Raw genomic sequence first — 22,950 nt, forward strand, 5'->3', positions numbered from 1 at the left:
TTCTCCTCGGTCTCGACCCGCAGGACGGGCCAATGGTTGTTCACAGCTGGTGGTGGGCGCCTCAGGCGCCCATGGCCCGGCGGGCCGCGTCGAGCTTGCGGATGACGGTGCCGTCGATGAGCTCGTCACCGATCTCGACCCTGATCCCGCCCATGACCCGAGGGTCGACGACGGTGTTGACGTGGACCGCGCCGCCGTAGATGGCGGCCAGGCCCGCGGCGAGGCGGGCCCGGTCCTCGTCGGTGAGCGGGACGGCCGAGGTGACGGTGGCCGTCTGCTGCTCGCGGCGGCTCGAGGCCGTCTCGAGGTAGTGCTCGACGACCCGGTCGAACCGACGGCCGCGCGGGGCGACGACGGCCTGGCGGGCCAGCACGAGGGTCTCCGGCGTGACCTTGTCCCGCAGGAGCGACGACACGAGGTCTGCGCGCTTGTCGGCGGGGGCCTGCGTGTCGGTCAGCGCCGCACGCAGTGCCGGGTCGGCGGCGACGATCCGCTCGAACCGGAACAGCTCGTCCTCGACCCGGTCGGCACGACCCTCGGTCTCGGCCTGCGCGATGACCGACTCGATGGCATACGCCTCGATGGCGTCGGTGAGGTCACGCTCGGAGCTCCAGCGCTGCCCGAAGGCACCCTTGAGCACGACGAGCGCCTCGGCGCTGACCTTGCCCGCGAAGAGGCGCTCGGCGAGCTGGGCCTTCTCCGCACCCTCGCGGGAGGGGTCGGCCACGGCACGGCGCAGGGTCGCGCTGCCGTCGATGACACCGACGACCGCGAAGAGCTCCTCGGCCAACCGCGAGCGGTCGGCGCCGGCAGCAAGGACGCCGGTGAACGCCTCGCGGCTCGCCGCCGCTGCTGCGCGTGAGGGTCCCTGCATCAGGCTTCTCCGCCCTGGCTGCCGGCGGCGCCGCCGACCTTCTCGCGCACGACGTCGCCGGACTCGAGCTCGGCGAGGAAACGCTCGACGATGCCCTTCTGGCGGGTCTCCTCGTGGAGGGACTCGCCGACGATGCGGCTCGCGAGGTCGGTCGAGATGCGGCCGACGTCCCCACGGAGCGAGACGACCGCCTGCTGGCGCTCGGCCTCGATCTGCTTGTGCGCCGTCTCGGTGATCCGGGACGCCTCGGACGCGGCGTGCTCGCGCATCTCGGCGATGATCTGCGCACCCTGGGCCTTCGCGTCCTCGCGGATGCGGGCGGCCTCGGAGCGAGCCTCGACGAGCTGCGCCTGGTACTGCTCGAGCGCGGCCTGGGCCTGGGCCTGGGCCTCCTCCGCCTTGTTCATGCCGCCCTCGATGGCAGCCGTGCGCTCGGCGTAGATCTGCTCGAGGCGCGGCACGACCTTCTTGGACACCACGACGTAGAGGATCGCGAAGCACACCAGGCCGAAGAAGAACTCCAGCGGGTGCGGGATGATCGGTGCCGCGGTGGCCCAGAAGCCCTCGCCGCCTTCGGCGGTCACGGTCACTGCTTGCATGAGCTTCTCCTAGAGAGAAAGACGGTCGGTGCTTCGAGCTGCCCCTGGAGGGGGCGTCAGCCCTTGAAGACGAACGCGAGCGCGATACCGAAGATGGCGAGCGCCTCGGTGATGGCCATGCCGAGGAAGGCGATCGGCTGGAGCATGCCGCGGGCCTCGGGCTGACGGGCGACGCCGTTGATGTAGGCGGCGAAGATCAGACCGACACCGATACCGGGGCCGATGGCGGAGAGGCCGTAACCGAGGATGGCGATGTTGCCAGTCATGTTTGTTCCATTCCTTCTTGTCTTGTCCGGCTGGCGGTTACCAGACGGGCTGGGGCGAAGCTGGTTCGTGGTGCTCGTGCGGTGGTGCAGTCTGAGGTGCGCGTCGGACGCGCGGGGTGGAGCGCGGTGGTGAGGCCTGGTGGGACGCTCAGTGCTCGTCGGCCACGGCGCCCGCGATGTAGAGCGCGGCGAGCAGCGTGAAGACGTAGGCCTGCAGGAACTCGACCAGCAGCTCGAAGAGCGTCATGACGAAGGCGAAGATCCACGTCACACCGCCGGCGACGACGAGGATGCCGCCGGAGGTGAGCATGTACCAGCCACCGGTGATGAACAGCACCATGAGGATGTGGCCGGCGAACATGTTGCCGAAGAGTCGCAGGGCGAGCGTGACCGGGCGGGTGAAGAGGTCGGTGATGAGCTCGAGGATGAAGATCGGGACGATCATGCCCTTGGGCAGGCCCGAGGGCACGAGCGACTTCCAGTAGCCGATGAAGCCGTGCTTCTTCATGCCGACGACGTGGAAGACGACCCACACGATGAGGGCCAGCGCGATCGGGAAGCCGATGCGGCTCATCGTCGGGTAGCTCATCGGGGGGATGACGCCGAAGAGGTTGTTGACGAGGATCAGCACGAACATCGAGAAGAGCAGCGGCACGAACTTCATGAACTCGTGGCTGCCGATGAGGTCCTTGGCGACCCCGTTGCGGACCAGGCCGTAGACGGCCTCGGTGCCCATCTGGCCCTTGCTCGGGACGAGGGCCTTCTTGCGCGTGGTGGCGAGCAGCCACCACGTGATCAGGATGATCGAGAAGGCCATCAGGAACATCGGGCGCGTGATCGCCCATGCGCCGTCTCCGATGAGGGGCTGCCAGAACTCCTCGACACCGGGGGCGGTGTAGTCCGTCGGGGCGGCGGCCACGATGCTCACGGGTTACTCCTTCGTAGGTTCTGGGCGCTTCGGCTGACGGAGGGCGTCAGCGGTGCAGGGGCGGTGCTCGGGTGCGAACTCCCGGCTGGGCCCCGGGTCTGCGGGCCGGCAGGCGACTCGCTGGCGGGCGGCACGGTGGCCGTCGGGCTCGTCTGCGGGCTCACTGGGTACCGTATCGGAACCAGATGAGGTAGAGCGACAGGGCCATTCCACCCACGATCCCGGCTCCGACGAGCCACGACGTGCCCAGCCAGTGGTCCGCCAGGGCACCGAGCCCGCCGTAGATCAGGGGTCCGGTCAGCAGGTAGGCGACAGCCCTCCAGGCGGAGTCCTGCTCGCGGATGTTGAACGACCGCAGCTCCTCGGCCTTGTCCTCCGCCGACGGCTCGTCGGGTGAGGTCGGCTCGGGCTGTGAGGGCGTGGACATGTGCACCTCCGTGGTCACTGCTCATCACGCGGCTCCCGGTCGCTCGGAACCTCGAGGGAGGCCGCGCCGTCCGGGTCGTAGGCGAAGATGCGCAGCCGCTTGTAGGCGCGCATCTCGAAGAAGAGCCAGACGACCGCGCAGATCGTGACGGTCAGCCCGATCGCGTAGCCGGAGGCCCAGGTGACGTCGCGCAGCGCGAACATGACGACGCCGAGCACCAGCACCTTGAAGGTGTAGGTGGCCATGACGATCATCATCGTCGTGGTCGGCGGCAGGTCGGCCGTGCGCTTCATGACGAGCAGCGTCAGGCTGAAGAAGAAGATGACGATGGCGGCGCCGAGCGCGGCCGACCAGGCGGCCTTGGGGCTCGAGAAGAGGCCGACGACGACGCACACGAGACCCGCGACGGCGGTCGGCAGCAGGGAGCCCCGGAGGAGCTGCGCGAAAGCATCGGACTGTGATGCGTCGCGGGCCGGTGTGGCGCTCAAGAAAACCTGCCTGGTGCGTCGAGAGGCGTAGTGCGGGCGGGGCTCGGGCTGATCCGGATCGTGCTCGGATCGGTCGTGCGGAGAAGCGGATCGGGCTCCTACGGCGGCCTTCTCAGACTGCCCTCAGGTGCTTGTGAATGCTATCACAAGCGTTCCGACGGCCTCCACCGCGGAAGCCAGACAGTGAGGACGACACCCATCGCGGCGGCGGCCCCCACGACCGCCAGCGGACGGGGCCCGTCCCAGATGACGAAGGACACCGAACCCAGGGCCACGATGGCGGCCCAGAGGTAGAGGATCAGCACGGCACGGCGGTGGCCGTGGCCGATGCGCAGCATGCGGTGGTGCAGGTGCATCGCGTCCGGCTGCCACGGGCGCTGGCCCGCTCGAGTGCGCCGGACGACGGCGAGGACCATGTCGAGGAACGGCAGCAGCAGGACGGCCAACGGCACGAGGATCGGCAGGAACGCCGCCGACACCTCGTTGGCGCTGACCTGCCCGGGGTCGACGTTGCCTGTCAGGGTGATGGTCGCCGCCGACAGCAGCAGCCCCAGCGTGAGCGCGCCCGAGTCGCCCATGAAGAGCCGAGCCGGGTGGAAGTTGTGGGGCAGGAAGCCGGCACAGCACCCGACGAGGGCCGCGCTGATGAAGGTGGCGGTCGAGAACACGTTGGCCGGGGCGAACGAGCGCGAGACGAGGTAGCTGTAGATGAAGAAGGCGAAGGCCGCGATGCCGACGACGCCGGCCGCGAGCCCGTCGAGGCCGTCGATGAAGTTGACGGCGTTCGTCGACGCGATGACGACGAGCACCGTGAAGAGCACGAGCACCGGCGTGGGCAGGATCGTCGTGCCGAAGATCGGGAGCGAGAGCAGCTGCACTCCCGTGTAGGCCATCAGCCCGGCGGCGAGCATCTGCCCGGCCAGCTTGGTCAGCCAGTCGAGCTCACGGATGTCGTCGAACGCCCCGAGCAGGCACACGATGCCGCCGGCGGCGATGACGCCGAGGATCCGACGGTCGGAGAAGAGCGTGCCGAGGTAGGGCAGCGCCCGCGCCACGAGGGCGGCCGCGACGAACCCGATGTAGATCCCCACTCCCCCGAGCCGTGGGATCGGCGTCTTGTGGACGTCCCGCTCACGGACCGCCGTGAAGGCGCCCGTCGCGACGGCGAGGCTCCGGACGAAGGGTGTGGCGAGGTACGTGACCGCAGCGGCCACGATGAGGACGAGGACGTACTCGTGCACCTACCGACCTTCGCTCGGACGCCGACGCTGGCGAGTGGGCTGACTCAGCGAGGGTATGCCGGGAAGCGCGTCACGAGGTCGGTGACCTCGGCACGCACCTGCTTGCTGACCGCGTGGTCGGGGTCGGCGTCGCCCTGCGTCACGGCCTGGTGGATGAGCGAGGCGATCTGCTTCATCTCCTCCAGGCCCATGCCCTGCGTCGTCACCGACGGCGTGCCCACGCGGATGCCCGAGGCGATGTTGGGCTTCTGCGGGTCGAACGGGATGGCGTTCTTGTTGAGCACGATGCCGGCGGCGTCGGCGCGCTCCTCGGCCTCCTTGCCCGTGACGCCGACACCCTGCAGGTCGAGGAGCGACAGGTGGGTGTCGGTGCCGCCGGTCGTCGGGCGGATGCCGAGCTCGAGCAGGCTCGCGGCGAGCTGCTGGCTGTTGGCGATGACGTCCGTGGCGTACTTGGCGTACTCCGGGGTGGCGGCCTCCTTGAAGTTGACCGCCTTGGCCGCGATGGTGTGCATCTGCGGGCCGCCCTGCATCATCGGAAAGATCGCCTTGTCCATGGCGGCCGCGTGCTCGGCCTTGCAGACGAGGGCGCCGGAGCGCGGGCCGCGCAGCACCTTGTGCGTCGTGAAGGTGACGACGTCGGCGTACGGGACGGGCGACGGGATCGCCTTGCCGGCGACGAGGCCGATGAAGTGGGCGGCGTCGACCCAGAGGATCGCGCCGACCTCGTCGGCGATCGCGCGGAAGCGGGCGAAGTCGATGAGGCGCGGGATCGCGGAGCCGCCGGCGCAGATGACCTTGGGGCGGTGCTCCTTGGCGAGCGCCTCGACCTGGTCGTAGTCGATGTCCTCGGTGGTGGCGTCGACGCCGTAGTGCACGGCGTTGAACCACTTGCCGGAGAAGGACACCTTGGTGCCGTGCGTCAGGTGGCCGCCCATCGGCAGCGCCATGGCGAGGATGGTGTCACCGGGAGACATGAAGGCGCCGTAGACCGCCTGGTTGGCGCTCGCACCGGAGTGGGCCTGGACGTTGGCGTGGTCGGCGCCGAAGAGCGCCTTGGCCCGCTCGATGGCGATGGTCTCGGCCTTGTCGACCTCGGAGCAGCCGCCGTAGTAGCGCCGGCCCGGGTAGCCCTCGGCGTACTTGTTCGACAGCGTCGACCCGAGGGCGGTCAGCACCGCGGGCGAGCTGATGTTCTCGCTCGCGATGAGCTGCAGGCCACTGCGGATGCGGTCGAGCTCGGACAGCAGCACCCCCGCGATGTCGGGGTCGAAGGACTGCAGGGCGCCGAAGTCGGAGCCGTAGAACGTGTCGTCAGCCATGGGAGTTCTCCGGGTGGGTCGGGAGTGGGGCGCGAGCGCGAGCCAACTCTATTGCGTCGCGCCGGAGCCGTCGGACGGGCCGTCGGCCGTGGACACGTCGGACGCCTCGTCGGACGCCTCGTCGGACGCCTCGTCGGACGCCTCGTCGGACGCCGCGTCGGAAGACTCGTCGGAAGACACGTCGTGCCACTCCCCCAGGGTGTCCGAGGTGCCCGCCGACGGGTCGGGCTCGGGCGCCTCGAGCTCGGGCTCCGGCTCGAGGGCCGCGTCGATGTCGACCTGCGAGAGCGCGCCGACGCGCAGGGTCACGGGGGTCTCACCGGTGCAGTCGACGATCGTCGAGGGCTGTCCCCCTCCGGCCGGTCCCCCGTCGAGGTAGACGCCGACCGACTCGCCGAGCATGCCGACCGCCTCGTCGACGGTGCGCGCCGCGGGGTCGCCGGTGGTGTTGGCGCTCGTGACGGCCATCGGCCCGATGTCGCCGAGCAGCTCGAGGGTGATCTCGTGGTCGGGTACGCGCAGGGCGACGGTGCCGTTGGTCTCGCCGAGGTCCCAGTGCAGCGAGGTCTGGGCCTTGAGCACGAGCGTCAGCGGCCCGGGCCAGAACTTCTCCATGAGGCGCTGCGCGTAGTCGGGCACCTGCGTGGCCAGGCCCTGGGCCGTGCGCGCCGTCGGGATGAGGACCGGGGGCGGCATGTCGCGCCCGCGGCCCTTGGCCGCGAGGACGGAGGCGACGGCGGTCGCGTCGAAGGCGTCGCAGCCGATGCCGTAGACCGTGTCGGTCGGCAGGACGACGATCTCGCCGCGTCGGACGGCCGATGCCGCGGCCGGGATGCCCTCGGCACGCCCCTCGGGGTCGGTGCAGTCGTAGCGCTCGCTCACCCGGCAGAGCCTACTGGGGAGCGCTGGACGGTCCCGGCCCAGGTCGGAGCGGCCGGATCGAGCCGTCCCACGTCGCTGCTGGAGCCGTTCGCCCGTTGGTTCCGGCCGCTCGGCCCGGATGGCGGGGACGGGCGGCGGGCGGGAGCACGGGTGAGGGGTGGCTCAGCGCGAGCGGCGCGCAGCCGTCACGCGGGGACGACCGGAGAGGTCACGGTGGTCCGCCACCTCGAGCCACTCCCCCGTGGCCGCGAGCCGGCGCGGCAGGCTCGCGCCCTGCGAGTCCGCGTGCTCGATGAGCACGAGGCCTCCGGGACGGAGCAGGCCGGCCGCCACCCGGGCCACCGCGAGCGGGATCGCCAGCCCGTCCTCGCTGCCGCCGTAGAGCGCGATGTCGGGGTCGTGGTCGCGTACCTCGGGGTCGACGGGCACGGCGCCGACGGGGATGTAGGGCGGGTTGATGGTCACGAGGTCGACGCCGCTGGCCCAGTCCTCGAAGCACGCCGCGGTCGCGTCGCCCTGCACGAGGTCCACCTCGAGACCCAGCCGGTCCCGGTTGGCGACGGCCCAGGCGTACGCGTCGGGTGACAGCTCGAGCGCCCGCACCTCGGCCTCGGGCCGCTCGTCCTTGACCGACAGCGCGATCGCGCCGGACCCGGAGCACAGGTCGACGACGCGCACCGGCTCGGGCCGGCCGAGCGAGTGCACCCGGTCGACCTCGGCGAGGGCCAGGTCGACGAGCACCTCGGTCTCGGGTCGGGGCACGAAGACCCCGGGCCCGACCGCGACGGTCAACCGTCGGAAGTGGGCTCGTCCGGTCAGGTGCTGGAGCGGGACCCGCGCGGCGCGCTCGTCGACGAGGACGGCATACGTGCTCGGGAGCGTGCGCCCACCGAGCACCATGAGGCGACGCACCTCGGAGGAGTCCACGCCGAGGACGTGGGCCGCGAGCTCGATGGCGTCGACGTCGGCCGAGACCACGCCGGCCTCACGCAGGCGCGCGGTCGCGGCTCGGACGCCGTCGCGCAGGTCCGTCACGCGTCGGACCCGTCAGCCCCAGCGGCGGCGAGGGCCGCGAGCTTGGCCGCCTCGTCGGCGTCGAGGGCCGACTGGACGACCGGGTCGAGGTCGCCGTCGAGGACCGCGTCGAGGTTGTAGGACTTGTAGCCCGTGCGGTGGTCGGAGATGCGGTTCTCCGGGAAGTTGTAGGTGCGGATGCGCTCGGAGCGGTCGACGGTGCGCACCTGCGACCGGCGGGCGGCGCTCGCCTCGGCGTCGGCCTCGTCCTTTGCCTGCTGGTGCAACCGGGCCCGGAGGACGCGCATCGCGGCCTCCTTGTTCTGCAGCTGCGACTTCTCGTTCTGGCACGAGACGACGAGACCGGTCGGCAGGTGCGTGATGCGCACGGCGGAGTCGGTCGTGTTGACGCTCTGTCCGCCGGGGCCGCTGCTGCGGTAGACGTCGATGCGCAGGTCGTTGGGGTCGATCGTCACCTCGACCTCCTCGGCCTCGGGCATGACGAGGACGCCGGCGGCCGAGGTGTGGATGCGACCCTGGCTCTCGGTGACGGGCACGCGCTGCACGCGGTGCACGCCGCCCTCGTACTTCAGGCGCGCCCACGGCCCCTCGCCGAGACCGGGAGTCCCCTTGGCGCGCACCGAGACCCGCACGTCCTTGTAGCCGCCGAGGTCGCTCTCGGTGGCGTCCTCGATGGCGGTGCGCCAGCCGCGCTGCTCGGCGTAGCGGAGGTACATCCGCAGCAGGTCGCCGGCGAAGAGCGCCGACTCGTCGCCGCCCTCGCCCGCCTTGACCTCGAGGATGACGTCGCGGTCGTCGTCGGGGTCGCGCGGCACGAGCATCCGGCGCAAATGCTCCTCGGCCTCGGCGAGGCGAGCCTCGAGCGAGGGCACCTCGGCGGCGAAGGACTCGTCGTCGGCCGCGAGCTCGCGGGCGGTGGTGAGGTCGTCACCGGCCGCCGTCCACTCCCGCGCGGCGGCGACGGTCGGGGCCAGGGCGGCATACCGCTTGTTCAGCGTGCGCACGAGGTCCTGGTCGCCGTGGACGGCCGGGTCGGCGAGCTGCTGCTCGAGCTCGGCGTACTCGTCGAGGATCGACTGGACGGATTCGAGCACGGTAGGCCCTTCGGCTCAGGAACTTGCAGGGACACGTACGTGGAGACGTCCGTGGGGACGGGCGGATACGACGAACGCCGGCCCCCGACGACCGAAGTCGTGGGAGCCGGCGTGCGGGAGACCTACTTGGCGGCCTTCTTGCCGTAACGGGCCTCGAACCGGGCCACGCGGCCACCGGTGTCGAGGATCTTCTGCTTGCCCGTGTAGAACGGGTGGCACTGCGAGCACACGTCGGCAGCGATCTTGCCGGAGGTCTCGGTGCTGCGGGTGGTGAACGTGTTGCCACAGGTGCAGGTGACCGTGGTCTCCACGTAGTCGGGGTGAAGGTCCTTCTTCAAGATTGTCTCCTCGAGGTAGTCGGCCGGGTCGGTGTCGTCGCTCGCCACCGTGGTGGGTCGCTCGGCCGTGAACCGGTCCAAAGGAAGAGTGTGCCAGAAAGGCGCACCTCCTCCCAAACGCGCGACGGCCCCGGCGCATTCCCCGCGTCAGGCGGGCACGACGGCGGGCTGGGCGACCGGCAGCACGACCTGCATCGTCGTCCCCTCCCCCTCGACCGAGGCGATGACGAGCTCCCCGCCGTGGCCCTCGACGATGGCGCGCACGATGGCGAGACCCAGCCCCGTGCCCGGGATCGCCGCGGCCGTCGCGTTGCCGGCCCGGAAGAAGCGTTCGGACAGGCGTGCCAGGTCGGCGGCCGGGATGCCGATGCCGGTGTCGTGCACCGAGATGATCGTCGAGTCACCCGACCGCTCCGCCGACAGCAGCACCTGCCCGCCCTTCCGGGTGAACTTCACGGCGTTGGACCCGAGGTTGATCAGGGCCCGCTCCACCTGGCCGCGGTCGACCCGGACGACGAGGTCGTCGGGCACGTCGGTGCAGACGAGCTCGACCCCGCCGTTGGCGGCGACGGGCTCCATCGTCTCGGTGACGGTGCGCAGCAGGTCGCGGACGGCGACCTCCTCGGAGACCGCCTGCAGGCCGCTGATCTCGATCTTGTTGAGGACGAGGAGGTCCTCGATGAGCCCGCGCAGCCGGGTCGCGTTGCGACCGATGATGTCGAGGGCGACGTGCTGGCCGTCGGACACCTCCCCGAAGTCGCCGTCGACGAGCAGCTCGAGGTAGCCGCTGATCGACGTCAGCGGCGTGCGCAGCTCGTGGCTGACCGTCGCCATGAAGTCGGTCTTCTGCCGGTCGAGCTCGGTGAGCCGTCGCACCTGCTCGTCCTGCATCTGCGAGAGCCGGAGGGCCACGATCGACTGGGCCGCGATGGCCGCGCACTGCTGCGCCGCCTGGATCTCGTGGCGGTGCCAGCGCCGCGGCGCGCCGACCATCATCACCGACAGGATGCCGAGGCCGCGCCCACCCGTGCCGACCGGGAGCATGAGCAGCGAGCGCGCGCCCGTGGCCCGGTGGAAGGCACGCGCCCGCTCGTCGTCGTAGGCCTGGTGGGCGAGCAGGTCGCCGAGGTCGAAGAAGCCGACGTCGCGGCGCAGCTCGTCGTTGACGGCGCCGACCTGCTGGGCGAGCGAGCGCGGCAGCGGCGGCAGGTCCGGCAGGTCGTCGGTGTGCCACTGGAGCCGGTCCTCGATGGTCTGCCCGTCGTCGCCCAGGGTGTAGAGCAGCAGCCGGTCGGCGCCGAGACCGGCACCGAGCTTGGTCGTGACGCGTTGGAGGGCCTCGTGCACGTCGACGGCGGAACGGACCGTGCGGCCCACGTCGAGGACGAGCTCCTGCATCTCGAGCACGGCGGCCTGCTGGTCGACGAGGCGGGCGTTGGCCCGGGTGAGGTCGTTGAAGTCGCGGGCGAGCATGCGCACCTCGAGAGCGCCCTCCTCCTGGTTCGCCATGGCGATGACGTCCTCCTCGGCCTGCCGGCGCACCACCTCGCGCAGCCGGGCGAGGGGGCGACCGACGGCACGGTGCATGCCGAAGCCCGCCGCGACGAGGACGAGCACCACGGCCGCGGCCACGGCGATGATGACGGCGGACGTGATGGCGGTGGCCTCGCGCGAGTCGATGCGCGCTGCGTCGCGCCGCGCCTGGATGCTCGCGCCGAGCGTCTCGTTGGCCGAACGGAAGCGGGCGTATGCCGTCTCTGCCGTGGCGCGGTCGGCCGGGGTCGCGCTGCGGCCGGGTGCCAGCCCCTGCAGCGAGGTGCCAGCCGCGGTGAACCAGGCCTCGACGGCCTCGCGCTCCTGACGCACCTGCCCGGCGAAACGCGCCCGGTCAGTCTGCGTCAGCTCGTCGCTCGCCGTCGCCGTCGCGACCCGGGCGAGCTCGGCCGCGACGGCCGGGCGCAGGCTCAGCGGGTCGACCGGCGTCGCGAGGCCACCGGCCTGCTGGCGCCAGGCCGCCTCGGCCCGGGTCATGTCGAGCAGCACCGCGCTGTTGGCCTCGCGGGCCGGCCCCAGGGCCAGGGTGAGGGCCCGGACCGCCGCGCCCTGGGAGTGGATCGTGGCGACCGAGATGATCGCGCCGAGGGGCACGAGGACGACAAGGATGGTGATGAGGACGCGGATCTGGCTGCCGACCGGACGCCGGGACACCACGGGGAGACCACTCGTCACGCGGGGTCCTCGTCGAAGCCGGTGCGGGTCATGACTCCCCAGACGTGCTTCTTCCCGCGCAGGCTCGACCACCACCCCTCGAGGCGCCACCACACGGTGGCCTGGCGGTAGCCGATGTTCTCGAGGACCGAGGCGGCGATGGTCTGCCAGATGGCGCGCCACCGGTCGTGCTTGTGGAAGGCCCACTCGTCGACGACCATCGCCGAGAGGGTCACGAGCACGGCATACCCGTAGGCGAGCACGAGGAAGAGGATCGCGAAGGGCACGTTGACGACGCCGAGGAGCAGGGCGAGCGGCACGATGAGGATGCCGAAGAACTCGAGGAGCGGCGCGATGAGCTCGAAGAGCCAGTAGTACGGCAGCGCCAGGAAGCCGATGCGGCCGTACTTCGGCCGGAAGAGCATGCTGCGGTAGGCCCACAACGTCTCCCACAGGCCGCGGTGCCAGCGCCGGCGCTGGTTGCGCAGGACCGTGGCGGTCACGGGGACCTCGGTCCAGGACACCGGCTCGGGCACGAACTCGACCTTGTAGTCGCGCCCCTCGTCGCGCATGCGCTTGTGGATGCGCATGACGAGCTCGAAGTCCTCGCCGATGCTGTCGGGGTCGAGACCGCCGACCTCGACCACGACGTCACGCCGGAAGAGCCCGAACGCGCCGCTGATGAGGATGAGCCCACCGACGCGCGACCAGCCGGTGCGGCCGAGCAGGAAGGCGCGGAGGTACTCGACGAGCTGGATCCGCGGGATCCACGTCTGGGGCATCTCGACGCGCACGATGCGGCCCGAGACGACGCGGCTGCCGTTGACGGGACGGATGGCGCCACCGGTCGCGACCATGCGGGTCGGGTCGTCGGCGAAGGGCCGCGTCACGTGGAGCAGTCCGTCGGGCTCGAGGATGGAGTCGCCGTCGATCATCGCGACGAGCGGCTCGCTGGCGGCGTTGATGGCGACGTTGATCGCCTCGGAGCGACCGGAGTTCTCCTTGCGCACCACGACGAGGCGGGTGCGCCCGTCGCGAGGCACCCAGATCCCGAGGACCCGGGCCCGGACGGGCACCTCGTGCGGGAGCTCGCGCGGCACCTGAACGAGGTCGAAGGCCTCCTCGAGGCGGGCGAAGGTCTGGTCGCTGCTGCCGTCGTCGACGACGACGACCTCGTGCCGGGGGTAGCGCAGGGTGAGGAAGGACTTGACGGCGGTGACGATGCCGGCCTCCTCGTTGTAGGCCGGCACGAGCAGCGACACGCCGGGCGCGAGGCCGGCGCCCTGCCACGTCAGGGCCGTGGCGCGACGTCGCTGCTGGGCCCGGAACTCCAGGTAGGCCAGACCGATGAGCACGAGCAGTGAGGTGTTGATGAGCAGGAAGTAGATGATGATCGGCACGCTCGAGACGTCCATGACCCACACGACGAAGGAGCGCAGCCCCTCGATCAGGCCGTCCCAGCTCATGCGCTCGCCCGCTGCAGGCTCGCCATGAGTCGCGCCGAGCGCACCGCAGCGTCGTCCTCGTGGCCGAGGAGCGCACTGCTGCCGTCGGGCCCCATCGTCAGCAGCGCCGAGGCGGCCAGCTCGGCCAGGCGCGGGTCGGCGTCGGCCAGCAGCGTGGCCAGGGCCGGGACCGCAGCCGGGTCGCCGAGCTCGCCCAGCGCGATGACGCAGGCACGCCGGAGCGCGAGCGGCTCCGAGTCGACGGTGTGGCGCACGAGGATGGCGACGTCCTCGCCGCGGCCGAGCCGGCCGATGGCCGTCGCACTCGTCTCGCGGACCGTGACGTCCGGGTCGTCGTCGAGCAGGCGACGCAGCTCCGGCAGGCCTCGGGTGAAGCTGCGCTCTCCGCTGAGGTGCGCGGCCACCATCCGCGTTCGGGCGTTGGGGTCCCCCATGCCATCGCGCAGCACCTCCGAGATGCCGACTCCCATCGACTGGAGGGCCTCGGCCGCGGTGGCGGCCGGCAGCCCGCGCTCGGGCGCGCCGATGGCTGCGAGCACCGGTCCTGCGGCCACGGGATCGCCGATGAGGCCGAGGGCGTACGCGGCGCTGTTGCGGACCTCCATCGCCTCGTCCCCGAGGGCGGTGACGAGCAGCGGGACGGTGTGCTCGGCCTTGGCGAGGCCCAACAGCTGGGCGGCCCGCGCCCGGCGGACCGTGGAGCGGCTCGTCAGGTCGGCCACTGCGGCGTCGACGGCACCGTGCACCTCGAGCACCCGGACCAGCTGGTCGGCGGGAACGCCGCGGATCTTGGTCAGCATCTCGACGATGTTGCGGTCGAGCACGGTCCGCGACACACCGGTCGCCCAGGTCAGCTCCTCCGTCGCGGCACCGTCGTCGTCCTCCCCCGACGCCACCGTGATGAGGGGCGGGCGCAGCGGGGACAGCAGCATCTCGTCGCGCTGGTTGCGGCTGTGCCGCCTCGCCCGGACGGCGACGACGAGGATGACGAGGAGCAGGCAGGCGCCCAGGATGACCACGGTGGCGCCGACGAGGAGCGCCGCCCCGACCATCACGAGACCCTGGCTCTCATCGCGCCCTGGCGAGCATGCCGTTGACGCGGTGCAGCAGCTCCCGCGGGCTGAACGGCTTGATGACGTAGTCGTCGGCGCCGACGGCGAAGCCGGTGTCGACGTCGGAGTCGCGCGACTTGGCACTGAGCAGGAGCACCGGGACCGAGGGGTGCCCGCTCTCGCGGATCTTGCGCAGCACGTCGATGCCGGAGAGCCCCGGCATCATGACGTCGAGCACCGCGAGCTGGGGCGGGTTGGCCTCGAAGGCCTCCCAGGCACTGACGCCGTCGGGAACGGCCTCGACGGCATATCCGGCCTGGGTCAGCTTGAACTCGACGAGGTCTCGGATGTCTGCGTCGTCGTCGGCCACGAGGACTCGGACGGGGCTGGCATCGGGGTCGCCGGCAGGCGCAGACATGTCACTCCATGGTGAGGATCGGGTGGTCTCCCCATTTTATGGACAATTCACACCAATGCCCCGTGAAACGCCGAAAGGGGACGACGCCAGCTGGCGCCGTCCCCTACCGGACGAGTGGGTCCCGCTCAGGAGCGAGTCGGTCAGGACTCGTCGTCGAGCCGTGAGCTGCTCGTCGCCTGCACCTGCGTGAGGAACTCGTAGTTGGTCCGCGTCTTCTTGAGCCGGTCGATGAGCAGCTCGATGGCCTGCTGCGCGTCGAGGCCGCCGAGGACCCGACGCAGCTTCCACATGATCTTCAGCTCCTCGCTCGCGAGCAGGATCTCCTCGCGGCGCGTGCCGGAGCTGTTGATGTCGACCGCGGGGAAGATGCGACGGTTGGCCAGGTCGCGGCTGAGGCGCAGCTCCATGTTGCCGGTGCCCTTGAACTCCTCGAAGATCACCTCGTCCATCTTCGAGCCGGTCTCGACGAGGGCGGTCGCGAGGATGGTGAGCGAGCCACCGTTCTCGATGTTGCGCGCCGCGCCGAAGAACTTCTTCGGCGGGTAGAGCGCGGCCGAGTCGACACCGCCCGAGAGGATGCGCCCGCTCGCCGGGGCAGCGAGGTTGTAGGCGCGACCGAGCTTGGTGATCGAGTCGAGCAGCACGACGACGTCGTGACCCAGCTCGACGAGACGCTTGGCCCGCTCGATGGCGAGCTCGGCGACCGTCGTGTGGTCCTCGGCCGGCCGGTCGAAGGTCGAGGAGATGACCTCGCCCTTGACGGCGCGCTGCATGTCGGTGACCTCCTCGGGGCGCTCGTCGACGAGGACGACCATGAGGTGGCACTCGGGGTTGTTCGTCGTGATCGCGTTGGCGAGGGTCTGCATGATCATCGTCTTGCCGGCCTTGGCCGGGGCGACGATGAGGCCGCGCTGGCCCTTGCCGATCGGGGCGACGAGGTCGATGATCCGCGTCGTCAGCACGTTGGGCTCGGTCTCGAGCCGCAGGCGCTGCTGCGGGTAGAGCGGCGTCAGCTTGCCGAACTCGACGCGCTTGGCAGCCTCCTCGGGCGTCTGCCCGTTGACCGTGTCGAGCCGGACGAGCGCGTTGAACTTCTGGCGCCCCACGCTGCCCGAGGGCTGCTCGCCGTCGCGCAGCGCCTTGACGGCACCGGTCACGGCGTCGCCCTTGCGCAGGCCGTTCTTCTTGACGATGCCGAGCGGAACGTAGACGTCGTTCGGGCCCGCGAGGTAGCCGGACGTGCGGACGAACGCGTAGTTGTCGAGCACGTCGAGGATGCCGCCGACGGGCACGAGCACGTCGTCGTCACCGACCTGGAGGTCCTGGTCGTTCCAGTCCTGACCGCCCTCGCGGCCACGGCCGCGCTTGCGGTCCCGGCTGCGCTGGCGGTTGCGGCTGCGACGGCTGCCGCCGTCGTCGTCGTAGCCCGACTGCTGGCCGCGGTTCTGGTCGTTGCCGTCACCCTGCTGGCGATCCTGCTGGCGATCCTGCTGGCGATCCTGCTGGCGGTCCTGCTGTCGCGGCTGCTGGCGGTCGTTCTGCTGGCGGTCGCCGCGGCCGCCCTGCTGGTCGCGGTCCGCGTGGCGCTCGGGCTGCTGGCTGCGGTCGTTGGCGCGGTCGGCCTGACGGTCGTTGGCGCGGTCGGCCTGACGGTCGTTCTGCTGGCGGTCGCCGCGGTTGCCCGGCTGACGCTCACCCTGCTGACGATCACCCTGCTGGCGACCGCCCTGCTGGGCACGATCGCGCTGCCGGCCCGAGCGGTCGCCCGCGTCGCCCGAGTCACCCGCGCCACCCGTCGACTCGTCGCCGCCCTCGACGCGCTGGCGCGAGGTGTCCTGCTCGTCGGCGCGGGCCGCACGCGAACCGCGCGTCGCGCGCTCGGAACGGGGAGCCCGCCCCTGCGCCGTCTCGTCGGCACGCTCGGCGGCCGGGGCGCTCTCGGCGCTCTCGGCGCTCGTGGTGGCCTGAGCCTCGGCGGGCGCCTCGGTCTGGGCCTCGGTCTGGGCCTCGGTCTGGGCCCCGGTCGTCGTCGCCGAACCGGCGGGACGGCTGACCCTGCGCGAGGCGCGAGCCGGGGCGGCCTGCGCAGGGGCGGCGGCGTCGGCCGCACCGGACGCAGGGGTCGAAGCGCTCGAGGCCGCCGGGGTCGCCGGGGCCGACGAACCGCCGGACTGTCGAGCCTTGATCGCCTCGACGAGGTCGCTCTTGCGCATCTTCGTCGTCCCGGTGATGCCCATCGACGACGCAATGCCCTTGAGCTCGTCCAGCTTCATGGCCGACAGGCCGGAGAGCGGACGGGTGGTTGTTTCTGACACGAAGGATCCTTCCCCCTCGTTTGCGGCCCGGGAGATTCCAGCGGGCCGGACTTGGACCAGGTGACCTGGCCGTCTGAGATCCACTTCGGCGCAGAACGCGCCCAGAGGCACAAGAATTCGCCTCAGTGTGGGGGTGATGCACCGGCCTGCGATGTCGCGGCGTGTGGTGCGGCGTCAGGATACCACCCAGCGACCTCCGACCGGGCTGTGACGACCGCAGGTGTCGTGGTTCAGCGGGCGTGCACGGTCGCGCCGTGCAGCGGGACCGACGGGCTGAGCCGCTCCCAGTGCGATGCGAGGTGGCCGGCCTGCACCGCGGCCGCCGCCTCGCGGGTCGTGAGCACGAGCACGCTCGGTCCCGCCCCCGAGACGACCGCCGCTCGCCCCTGCGAGCGGAGCAGGTCCACGAGCTCCATCGTGGCGGGGTAGGACGGTCGGCGGGCCTCCTGGTGGAGCCAGTCGCGGGTGGCCGCGTGCAGGTGCGAGGGGTCCGCGGTCAGGGCGTGGACGAGGAGCGCCGCACGTCCGGCGCCGGCCGCGGCCGCCGCGAGCGGCACCGTCTCGGGCAGCACGGCGCGGGCCGTCCGGGTCGCGAGCTGCGTCTCTGGGACGAAGACGACGACGTCGACGTCCGGGTGCAGGTCGATGTGTGCCGTGACCGTGCGGTCACCGCGGTCGAGACCCGAGCCGTCGGGCATCCAGCTGACGGTGAGGCCCCCCAGCACGCTGGCGGAGGCGTTGTCGGGATGACCCTCGAGCCGGCTCGACACATCGGTCGCCAGCCCCAGGTCGACGGGCACGGCCTCCCCGGCGGCCGGCCAGACGGCATACGACCCCTCGGCCACACCCAGCGAAAGGGCTTGTGCGGCAACGACACCCGCGACGATGGCGGTCGCCGAGGACCCGAGACCACGGCCGTGCGGGACGCCGTTGGCAGCCACGAGGCGCAGGCCCGGCGGCGGCTCGACACCCAGGATCCGCCACGTGTGCTGCATCGTCGCGTGCACGAGGTGCCGCTCGTCGGTGGGCACGTCGACGGCGCCCTCTCCGGTGACCTCGATGAGCAGCCCGGGAGTGTCCGACGTCGTCACGACGTAGTGGTCCCAGAGGCCCAGGGCCAGGCCGATCGAGTCGAAACCGGGGCCGAGGTTGGCGCTGCTCGCGGGCACCCGCACCTCGACGGAGCGGCCCGCAGGCACCCGGCTCACGCGCTCAGCCCTCGAGACCGAGCGCCTGCGCCGCGGAGAACGCATCGACCGACACGCGGGTCGGCACGACCTCTCCCCCGTCGGCCGTGCGCAGCGCCCACTGGGGGTCCTTGAGGCCGTGGCCGGTGACGGTGCAGACGATGCGCGCCCCGGAGGGCACGAGACCGGCCGCGTGGCTCGCGAGGAGTCCCGCGACGGAGGCCGCCGAGCCGGGCTCGACGAAGACGCCCTCCTTGGCCGCGAGATAGCGGTGCGCCTCGAGGATCTGCTCGTCGGTGACGGCGTCGATGCGCCCCCCCGACTCGTCGCGGGCCGCGATGGCCTGCTCCCAGGACGCGGGGTTGCCGATGCGGATGGCCGTCGCGATCGTCTCGGGGTGGTCGACGGGGTGCCCGAGGACGATCGGCGCCGCGCCGGCCGCCTGGAAGCCCCACATCTGCGGCAGGTGCGTCGCCGGGCCGGCCGGGGCGTCGGTCACCGGCTCGGCGAGGTACTCGCGGTAGCCGCGCCAGTACGCCGTGATGTTGCCGGCGTTGCCGACCGGCAGGCAGTGGATGTCGGGGGCGTCGCCGAGCGCGTCGACGACCTCGAAGCTCGCGGTCTTCTGACCCTCGATGCGGGCCGGGTTGACCGAGTTGACGAGCTCGACCGGGTAAGCCTCGGCGAGCTTGCGGGCGAGCGTGAGGCAGTCGTCGAAGTTGCCGTCGACCTGCAGCAGCGTCGCACCGTGCGCGATCGCCTGGCTCAGCTTGCCCATGGCGATCTTGCCGTCGGGGACGAGGACACCGCACGTCATTCCGCCCTTGGTGGCATAGGCCGCGGCCGACGCGCTCGTGTTGCCCGTGCTCGCGCAGATGACGGCCTTGGCACCCTTGCGCGCGGCCACGCTGATGGCCGTCGTCATGCCGCGGTCCTTGAAGGAGCCCGTCGGGTTGAGCCCCTCGAACTTGAGGTGCACCTCGGCGCCGACGAGGGCGGAGAGCTTCTCGGCGTGGATGAGCGGCGTGCCGCCCTCGTGGAGGGTGACGACGGGCGCGCCCTCGAGCATCGGGAGGCGGTCGGCGTACTCGCGGATCACTCCGCGCCACTGGTGGGCCATCACGAACCTTCCACGCGCATCACGGAGTTGACTCCACGGACGACGTCGAGCGTGCGCAGGCGCTCGACCGTGGACGACAGGGCGGCATCGCTCGCGGAGTGCGTGACGATGATGAGGTTGGCGCGGGCGCTCTCGCCGTTGCCGGCAGGGACGAGCTGCTGACGCACCGTCTCGATCGACACGTCGTGGTCGGCGAAGGCCGCCGCGACCTGGGCGAGCACGCCGGAGCGGTCCTCGACGTCGAGGCTGATGTGGTACCTCGTCTGGGCGTCGCCCATCGTCAGCACGGGCAGGTCGGCGTAGCTCGACTCCCCCGGCCCGAGACCGCCACCGACGCGGTGACGGGCGACGGCGACGAGGTCGCCCAGGACCGCCGAGGCCGTCGGGTCGCCGCCGGCGCCCTTGCCGTAGAACATCAGCTCGCCCGCGGCGTCGGCCTCGACGAAGACGGCGTTGAAGGCCTCGCGCACTCCCGCCAGCGGGTGCGAGCGCGGGATCATCGCCGGGTGCACGCGGACGCTCACGCCCTTGTCGCTGCGCTCGCAGATCGCCAGGAGCTTGACGACCGCGTCCATCTCACGGGCGGCCGCGACGTCGGTGGCCGTCACCTCCGTGATCCCCTCGCGGTAGACGTCGGCACCCGAGACGCGCGTGTGGAAGGCGAGAGAGGCGAGGATGGCGGCCTTGGCGGCGGCATCGAACCCCTCGACGTCGGCGGTCGGGTCGGCCTCGGCGTAGCCCAGTGCCTGGGCCTGCTCGACGGCGTCGTCGAAGCCCGCCCCGGTGGTGTCCATCTTGTCGAGGACGTAGTTGGTCGTGCCGTTGACGATGCCGAGGACCTTGCGCACCTCGTCGCCGGCGAGCGACTCGCGCAGCGGCCGCAGCAGCGGGATGGCCCCGGCGACGGCGGCCTCGTAGTAGAGGTCGACGCCGTAGGCGGCGGCCGCGTCGTAGAGGGCCGGACCGTCCTCCGCGAGCAGGGCCTTGTTGGCCGTGACGACGGACGCCCCGTGCTCCATGGCCCGAAGGATGAGGGACCGGGCCGGCTCGATGCCCCCGATGACCTCGACGACGACGTCGGCGCGGGTCACGAGCTCCTCGGCGTCGGTGGTGAACAGAGCAGGGTCGACGCCCAGCGCGGCGCGGTCGCGTCCGCCGCGGCGGACCGCGATGCCGACGATCTCGAGGGGTGCGCCGACGCGCGCGGCCATGTCGTCCGCGTGCTCCGTGAGCAGGCGTGCCACGGCTCCGCCCACCACGCCGGCCCCGAGCAGGGCGACGCGCAACGGCTTGGGGTCACTCACGGCGCTGTCCACGGCGGCAATCCTGCCGCCTGTCCGCCTGCTGGACGGTCATTGTTTCGCGATCCGGACATGCGCGGCGAAGGATCTGCACCGACATCGCCCGCCATCAGACGTCGAGGGCGAGCAGGTCGTCGATGGTCTCGCGCCGCACGATGACGCGGGCGACCCCGTCGCGCACCGCGACGACCGGCGGCCGTGGCGTGTGGTTGTACTGGCTCGACAGCGACCGGCAGTAGGCGCCCGTGCCGGGGACGGCGAGGAGGTCTCCGGCACCGATGTCGCCGGGGAGGAACTCGTCCTTGACGACGATGTCGCCGCTCTCGCAGTGCCGCCCCACGACGCGCCCGAGGACCGGCGGGGCGTCGGAGGCACGGCTCGCCAGCGTGCACGAGTAGTTCGCGTCGTAGAGGGCGGTGCGCACGTTGTCGCTCATGCCGCCGTCGACCGAGACGTAGACGCGCTGGGCGCCGCCGTCGAGGTCGACGGGCTTGACGGTGCCGACCTCGTAGAGGGTGAAGGTCGAGGGCCCGGCGATGGCGCGGCCCGGCTCGATGGAGATGCGGGGCACGGCGATCCCGTCGGCGCCGCACTCGCGCTCGATGATCTCGGCCATGCCGGACGCGAGACTCTTCGGCGGCAGCGGGTCGTGCTCGGTCGTGTAGGCGATGCCGAACCCGCCGCCGAGGTCGAGCTCGGGCAGCTCGGCGCCGAGCTCGCGCGCGATCTGCGTGTGCAGGCCGACGATGCGCCGGGCCGACACCTCGAAGCCTGCCGTGTCGAAGATCTGCGAGCCGATGTGGCTGTGCAGGCCGAGCAGGCGCAGCGACTCGGGCTTGCCGAGGATCCGCCGCGCTGCTTCGAAGGCATGCCCACCAGCCAGGGAGAGGCCGAACTTCTGGTCCTCGTGGGCCGTGGCGATGAACTCGTGGGTGTGGGCCTCGACGCCGACGGTGACGCGGACGAGGACCGGTGCGACGACGCCGAGCTCGGTCGCCACCGCGGCGACGCGCTCGATCTCGTCGAAGGAGTCGATGACGATCCGGCTCACGCCGTAGTCGAGCGCGTCACGGATCTCGGCGACGCTCTTGTTGTTGCCGTGCAGACCGATGCGCTCGCCGGGCACGCCGGCCCGCTTCGCCACCGCGAGCTCACCGCCGGTGCACACGTCGAGGTGCAGTCCCTCGTCGTGCACCCACCGGGCCACTTCGGTGCAGAGGAAGGCCTTGCCGGCGTAGAAGACGTCCGCGCCGCCCGACACGCTGTCGAACACCTCGGCGTACGTCTGCTTGAAATCCCTTGCGCGCGAACGGAAGTCGTCCTCGTCGATGATGTATGCCGGTGTGCCGAACTCGCGCGCCAGCTCGGTCACGCTCACCCCACCGACCGTGAGGACGCCGTCGCTCCCCCGGCCCACGGACGTCGCCCAGAGGGACGGGACGAGGGCGTTGACGTCGGCCGGGGTCTGGAGCCACGCGGGGCCGCGATAGCCCTCCGCGTGCAGCGCTCCAGCTTCGTGTGCGCGCATGCCTACATCCTCTCCGGGGCCGCCGCGCCGAGGCGGCTCAGTCCATTGCGCAAGACGATCCGCGCGGCGTCGGCGAGCAGCAGCCGGGCGCCGTGGATCGAGGCCGGGTGGACCCCCACCGTCATGGGCCGGACGGGGTGGTCCCACGCGTCGGCCAGTGCCGCGAGGTCGGTCACGGCGCGCCGCTGCTGGTCCTCGTCGCCGACGTGCCGGTCGAGTCGCTGCGGCAGGTCGGCGAGCGCCACCAGCAGGTGCCGCTCGGCGACGTGGGTCAGCTCGCCGAGCCGGGCCGACGGCCGTCGCTCCACCCCAGCGGCCTCGGCATTGCGGATGATCCGGCACAGGCGGGCATGCGCGAGCTGGGCGGGGCGCAGGAAGTCGTCAGGGCCCCGACTGCCGGGGGCCTCGACGACATCGTCGCGCGGTCGGTCGGGGACGAGGGCGTAGTGGTCCTGCTCGTCGATGACGCGCGGGACGATCGCGGAGCGCGCCGAGTCCTCCAAGGTCAGGGCGATGAGCCCGCTCGGTGCGACCTCGACGGCCGCGACGGGCTTCTGGCGCGTCAGCCCCAGGGCGAGGACGCGGGCCAGGTCACGGGGGGCGAGGTCGAGGACCGGCGCCCAGCGCTGCGAGACGGGTGTCACCCAGTCGGCGACGACGCCGGCGGCTCGGGTGTCGGCAGGCCGGAAGACCGGGCCGGCCGGAGGGCCACCCTCCGCCTCGTCGGGCAGGTCGCCGGTGCGGGCCGCCTGCGCGGCGACCTCCTCGAGGAGGGCGCGCAGCTGCTCCGGCGTCATGCGGCGAGTCTACGAGGGTGGGCCGCCCAGCCTGGTTCGTGGAGCTCTCCCGGCGCCTGGTGCC

22 protein-coding genes are annotated in these 22,950 nt (G+C 71.7%); all 22 read right to left on the reverse strand.

Going from position 1 to position 22,950, the window contains the following annotated elements:
• Nucleotides 1-61: 61 nt before the first annotated feature.
• The 22 genes from IEY30_RS07935 to IEY30_RS08040 all read right to left on the reverse strand — a co-directional run bounded on the left by IEY30_RS07935 (nucleotide 62) and on the right by IEY30_RS08040 (nucleotide 22,886).
• Nucleotides 62-874, reverse strand: a complete 813-nt coding sequence (locus IEY30_RS07935; RefSeq protein WP_030194936.1) for a F0F1 ATP synthase subunit delta — start codon at nucleotides 872-874, stop codon at nucleotides 62-64.
• Complete coding sequence (locus IEY30_RS07940) at nucleotides 874-1,473, reverse strand: F0F1 ATP synthase subunit B (protein WP_030194934.1); 600 nt, start codon at nucleotides 1,471-1,473, stop codon at nucleotides 874-876. The genes IEY30_RS07935 and IEY30_RS07940 overlap by 1 nt, the downstream gene beginning before the upstream one ends.
• Before the next feature lie 56 nt (nucleotides 1,474-1,529).
• Nucleotides 1,530-1,739, reverse strand: a complete 210-nt coding sequence (atpE, locus tag IEY30_RS07945; protein ID WP_020142944.1) for an ATP synthase F0 subunit C — start codon at nucleotides 1,737-1,739, stop codon at nucleotides 1,530-1,532.
• A 148-nt stretch (nucleotides 1,740-1,887) separates the two neighbouring features.
• Nucleotides 1,888-2,667, reverse strand: coding sequence for a F0F1 ATP synthase subunit A (gene atpB, locus IEY30_RS07950; RefSeq protein ID WP_030194930.1), 780 nt, complete (start codon nucleotides 2,665-2,667; stop codon nucleotides 1,888-1,890).
• Between the two features lie 160 nt (nucleotides 2,668-2,827).
• A complete protein-coding gene (locus IEY30_RS07955) occupies nucleotides 2,828-3,094 on the reverse strand; it encodes an AtpZ/AtpI family protein (RefSeq protein WP_229674903.1) in 267 nt (88 codons plus the stop codon).
• Between the two features lie 14 nt (nucleotides 3,095-3,108).
• Nucleotides 3,109-3,582, reverse strand: coding sequence for a Cg1360 family ATP-synthase-associated protein (locus IEY30_RS07960; protein WP_030194925.1), 474 nt, complete (start codon nucleotides 3,580-3,582; stop codon nucleotides 3,109-3,111).
• A 143-nt stretch (nucleotides 3,583-3,725) separates the two neighbouring features.
• Nucleotides 3,726-4,823 (reverse strand): glycosyltransferase family 4 protein, encoded by a 1,098-nt coding sequence (locus IEY30_RS07965; RefSeq protein ID WP_030194923.1) that lies wholly within the window; start codon nucleotides 4,821-4,823, stop codon nucleotides 3,726-3,728.
• 44 nt (nucleotides 4,824-4,867) lie between these two features.
• Nucleotides 4,868-6,145, reverse strand: coding sequence for a serine hydroxymethyltransferase (gene glyA / locus IEY30_RS07970; RefSeq protein ID WP_030194921.1), 1,278 nt, complete (start codon nucleotides 6,143-6,145; stop codon nucleotides 4,868-4,870).
• A 48-nt stretch (nucleotides 6,146-6,193) separates the two neighbouring features.
• Nucleotides 6,194-7,027 (reverse strand): L-threonylcarbamoyladenylate synthase, encoded by an 834-nt coding sequence (locus IEY30_RS07975; protein ID WP_030194910.1) that lies wholly within the window; start codon nucleotides 7,025-7,027, stop codon nucleotides 6,194-6,196.
• Between the two features lie 162 nt (nucleotides 7,028-7,189).
• Nucleotides 7,190-8,062, reverse strand: coding sequence for a peptide chain release factor N(5)-glutamine methyltransferase (prmC, locus tag IEY30_RS07980; RefSeq protein WP_030194907.1), 873 nt, complete (start codon nucleotides 8,060-8,062; stop codon nucleotides 7,190-7,192).
• Complete coding sequence (prfA, locus tag IEY30_RS07985) at nucleotides 8,059-9,156, reverse strand: peptide chain release factor 1 (RefSeq protein ID WP_030194904.1); 1,098 nt, start codon at nucleotides 9,154-9,156, stop codon at nucleotides 8,059-8,061. The genes prmC and prfA overlap by 4 nt, the downstream gene beginning before the upstream one ends.
• A 122-nt stretch (nucleotides 9,157-9,278) precedes the next feature.
• Nucleotides 9,279-9,494 (reverse strand): 50S ribosomal protein L31, encoded by a 216-nt coding sequence (rpmE, locus tag IEY30_RS07990; protein WP_030194901.1) that lies wholly within the window; start codon nucleotides 9,492-9,494, stop codon nucleotides 9,279-9,281.
• A 147-nt stretch (nucleotides 9,495-9,641) separates the two neighbouring features.
• The gene (locus IEY30_RS07995; RefSeq protein ID WP_156035132.1) at nucleotides 9,642-11,723 is read right to left on the reverse strand and encodes a sensor histidine kinase; all 2,082 of its coding nucleotides are present in this window, start codon (nucleotides 11,721-11,723) and stop codon (nucleotides 9,642-9,644) included.
• Nucleotides 11,720-13,168, reverse strand: a complete 1,449-nt coding sequence (locus tag IEY30_RS08000; RefSeq protein WP_030194896.1) for a glycosyltransferase family 2 protein — start codon at nucleotides 13,166-13,168, stop codon at nucleotides 11,720-11,722. Before IEY30_RS08000 ends, IEY30_RS07995 begins: the two co-directional genes overlap by 4 nt.
• Nucleotides 13,165-14,220, reverse strand: a complete 1,056-nt coding sequence (locus IEY30_RS08005; protein ID WP_052358348.1) for a HEAT repeat domain-containing protein — start codon at nucleotides 14,218-14,220, stop codon at nucleotides 13,165-13,167. Before IEY30_RS08005 ends, IEY30_RS08000 begins: the two co-directional genes overlap by 4 nt.
• Before the next feature lie 16 nt (nucleotides 14,221-14,236).
• The gene (locus IEY30_RS08010) at nucleotides 14,237-14,638 is read right to left on the reverse strand and encodes a response regulator transcription factor (RefSeq protein ID WP_052358347.1); all 402 of its coding nucleotides are present in this window, start codon (nucleotides 14,636-14,638) and stop codon (nucleotides 14,237-14,239) included.
• Between the two features lie 140 nt (nucleotides 14,639-14,778).
• The gene (gene rho / locus IEY30_RS08015; protein ID WP_030194887.1) at nucleotides 14,779-16,953 is read right to left on the reverse strand and encodes a transcription termination factor Rho; all 2,175 of its coding nucleotides are present in this window, start codon (nucleotides 16,951-16,953) and stop codon (nucleotides 14,779-14,781) included.
• Between the two features lie 230 nt (nucleotides 16,954-17,183).
• Nucleotides 17,184-18,161 (reverse strand): homoserine kinase, encoded by a 978-nt coding sequence (gene thrB, locus IEY30_RS08020; RefSeq protein ID WP_052358346.1) that lies wholly within the window; start codon nucleotides 18,159-18,161, stop codon nucleotides 17,184-17,186.
• Between the two features lie 4 nt (nucleotides 18,162-18,165).
• Nucleotides 18,166-19,260, reverse strand: a complete 1,095-nt coding sequence (gene thrC / locus IEY30_RS08025) for a threonine synthase (RefSeq protein WP_030194881.1) — start codon at nucleotides 19,258-19,260, stop codon at nucleotides 18,166-18,168.
• Complete coding sequence (locus IEY30_RS08030) at nucleotides 19,260-20,576, reverse strand: homoserine dehydrogenase (RefSeq protein WP_030194878.1); 1,317 nt, start codon at nucleotides 20,574-20,576, stop codon at nucleotides 19,260-19,262. Before IEY30_RS08030 ends, thrC begins: the two co-directional genes overlap by 1 nt.
• A 94-nt stretch (nucleotides 20,577-20,670) precedes the next feature.
• Nucleotides 20,671-22,089: a diaminopimelate decarboxylase gene (gene lysA / locus IEY30_RS08035; protein WP_030194875.1), complete on the reverse strand. Its 1,419-nt coding sequence runs from the start codon at nucleotides 22,087-22,089 to the stop codon at nucleotides 20,671-20,673.
• A 2-nt stretch (nucleotides 22,090-22,091) separates the two neighbouring features.
• The gene (locus tag IEY30_RS08040) at nucleotides 22,092-22,886 is read right to left on the reverse strand and encodes a DALR anticodon-binding domain-containing protein (RefSeq protein ID WP_030194872.1); all 795 of its coding nucleotides are present in this window, start codon (nucleotides 22,884-22,886) and stop codon (nucleotides 22,092-22,094) included.
• Nucleotides 22,887-22,950: the final 64 nt, after the last annotated feature.

This window comes from Terrabacter tumescens, from assembly GCF_014646815.1.
Taxonomy (GTDB): domain Bacteria; phylum Actinomycetota; class Actinomycetes; order Actinomycetales; family Dermatophilaceae; genus Terrabacter; species Terrabacter tumescens.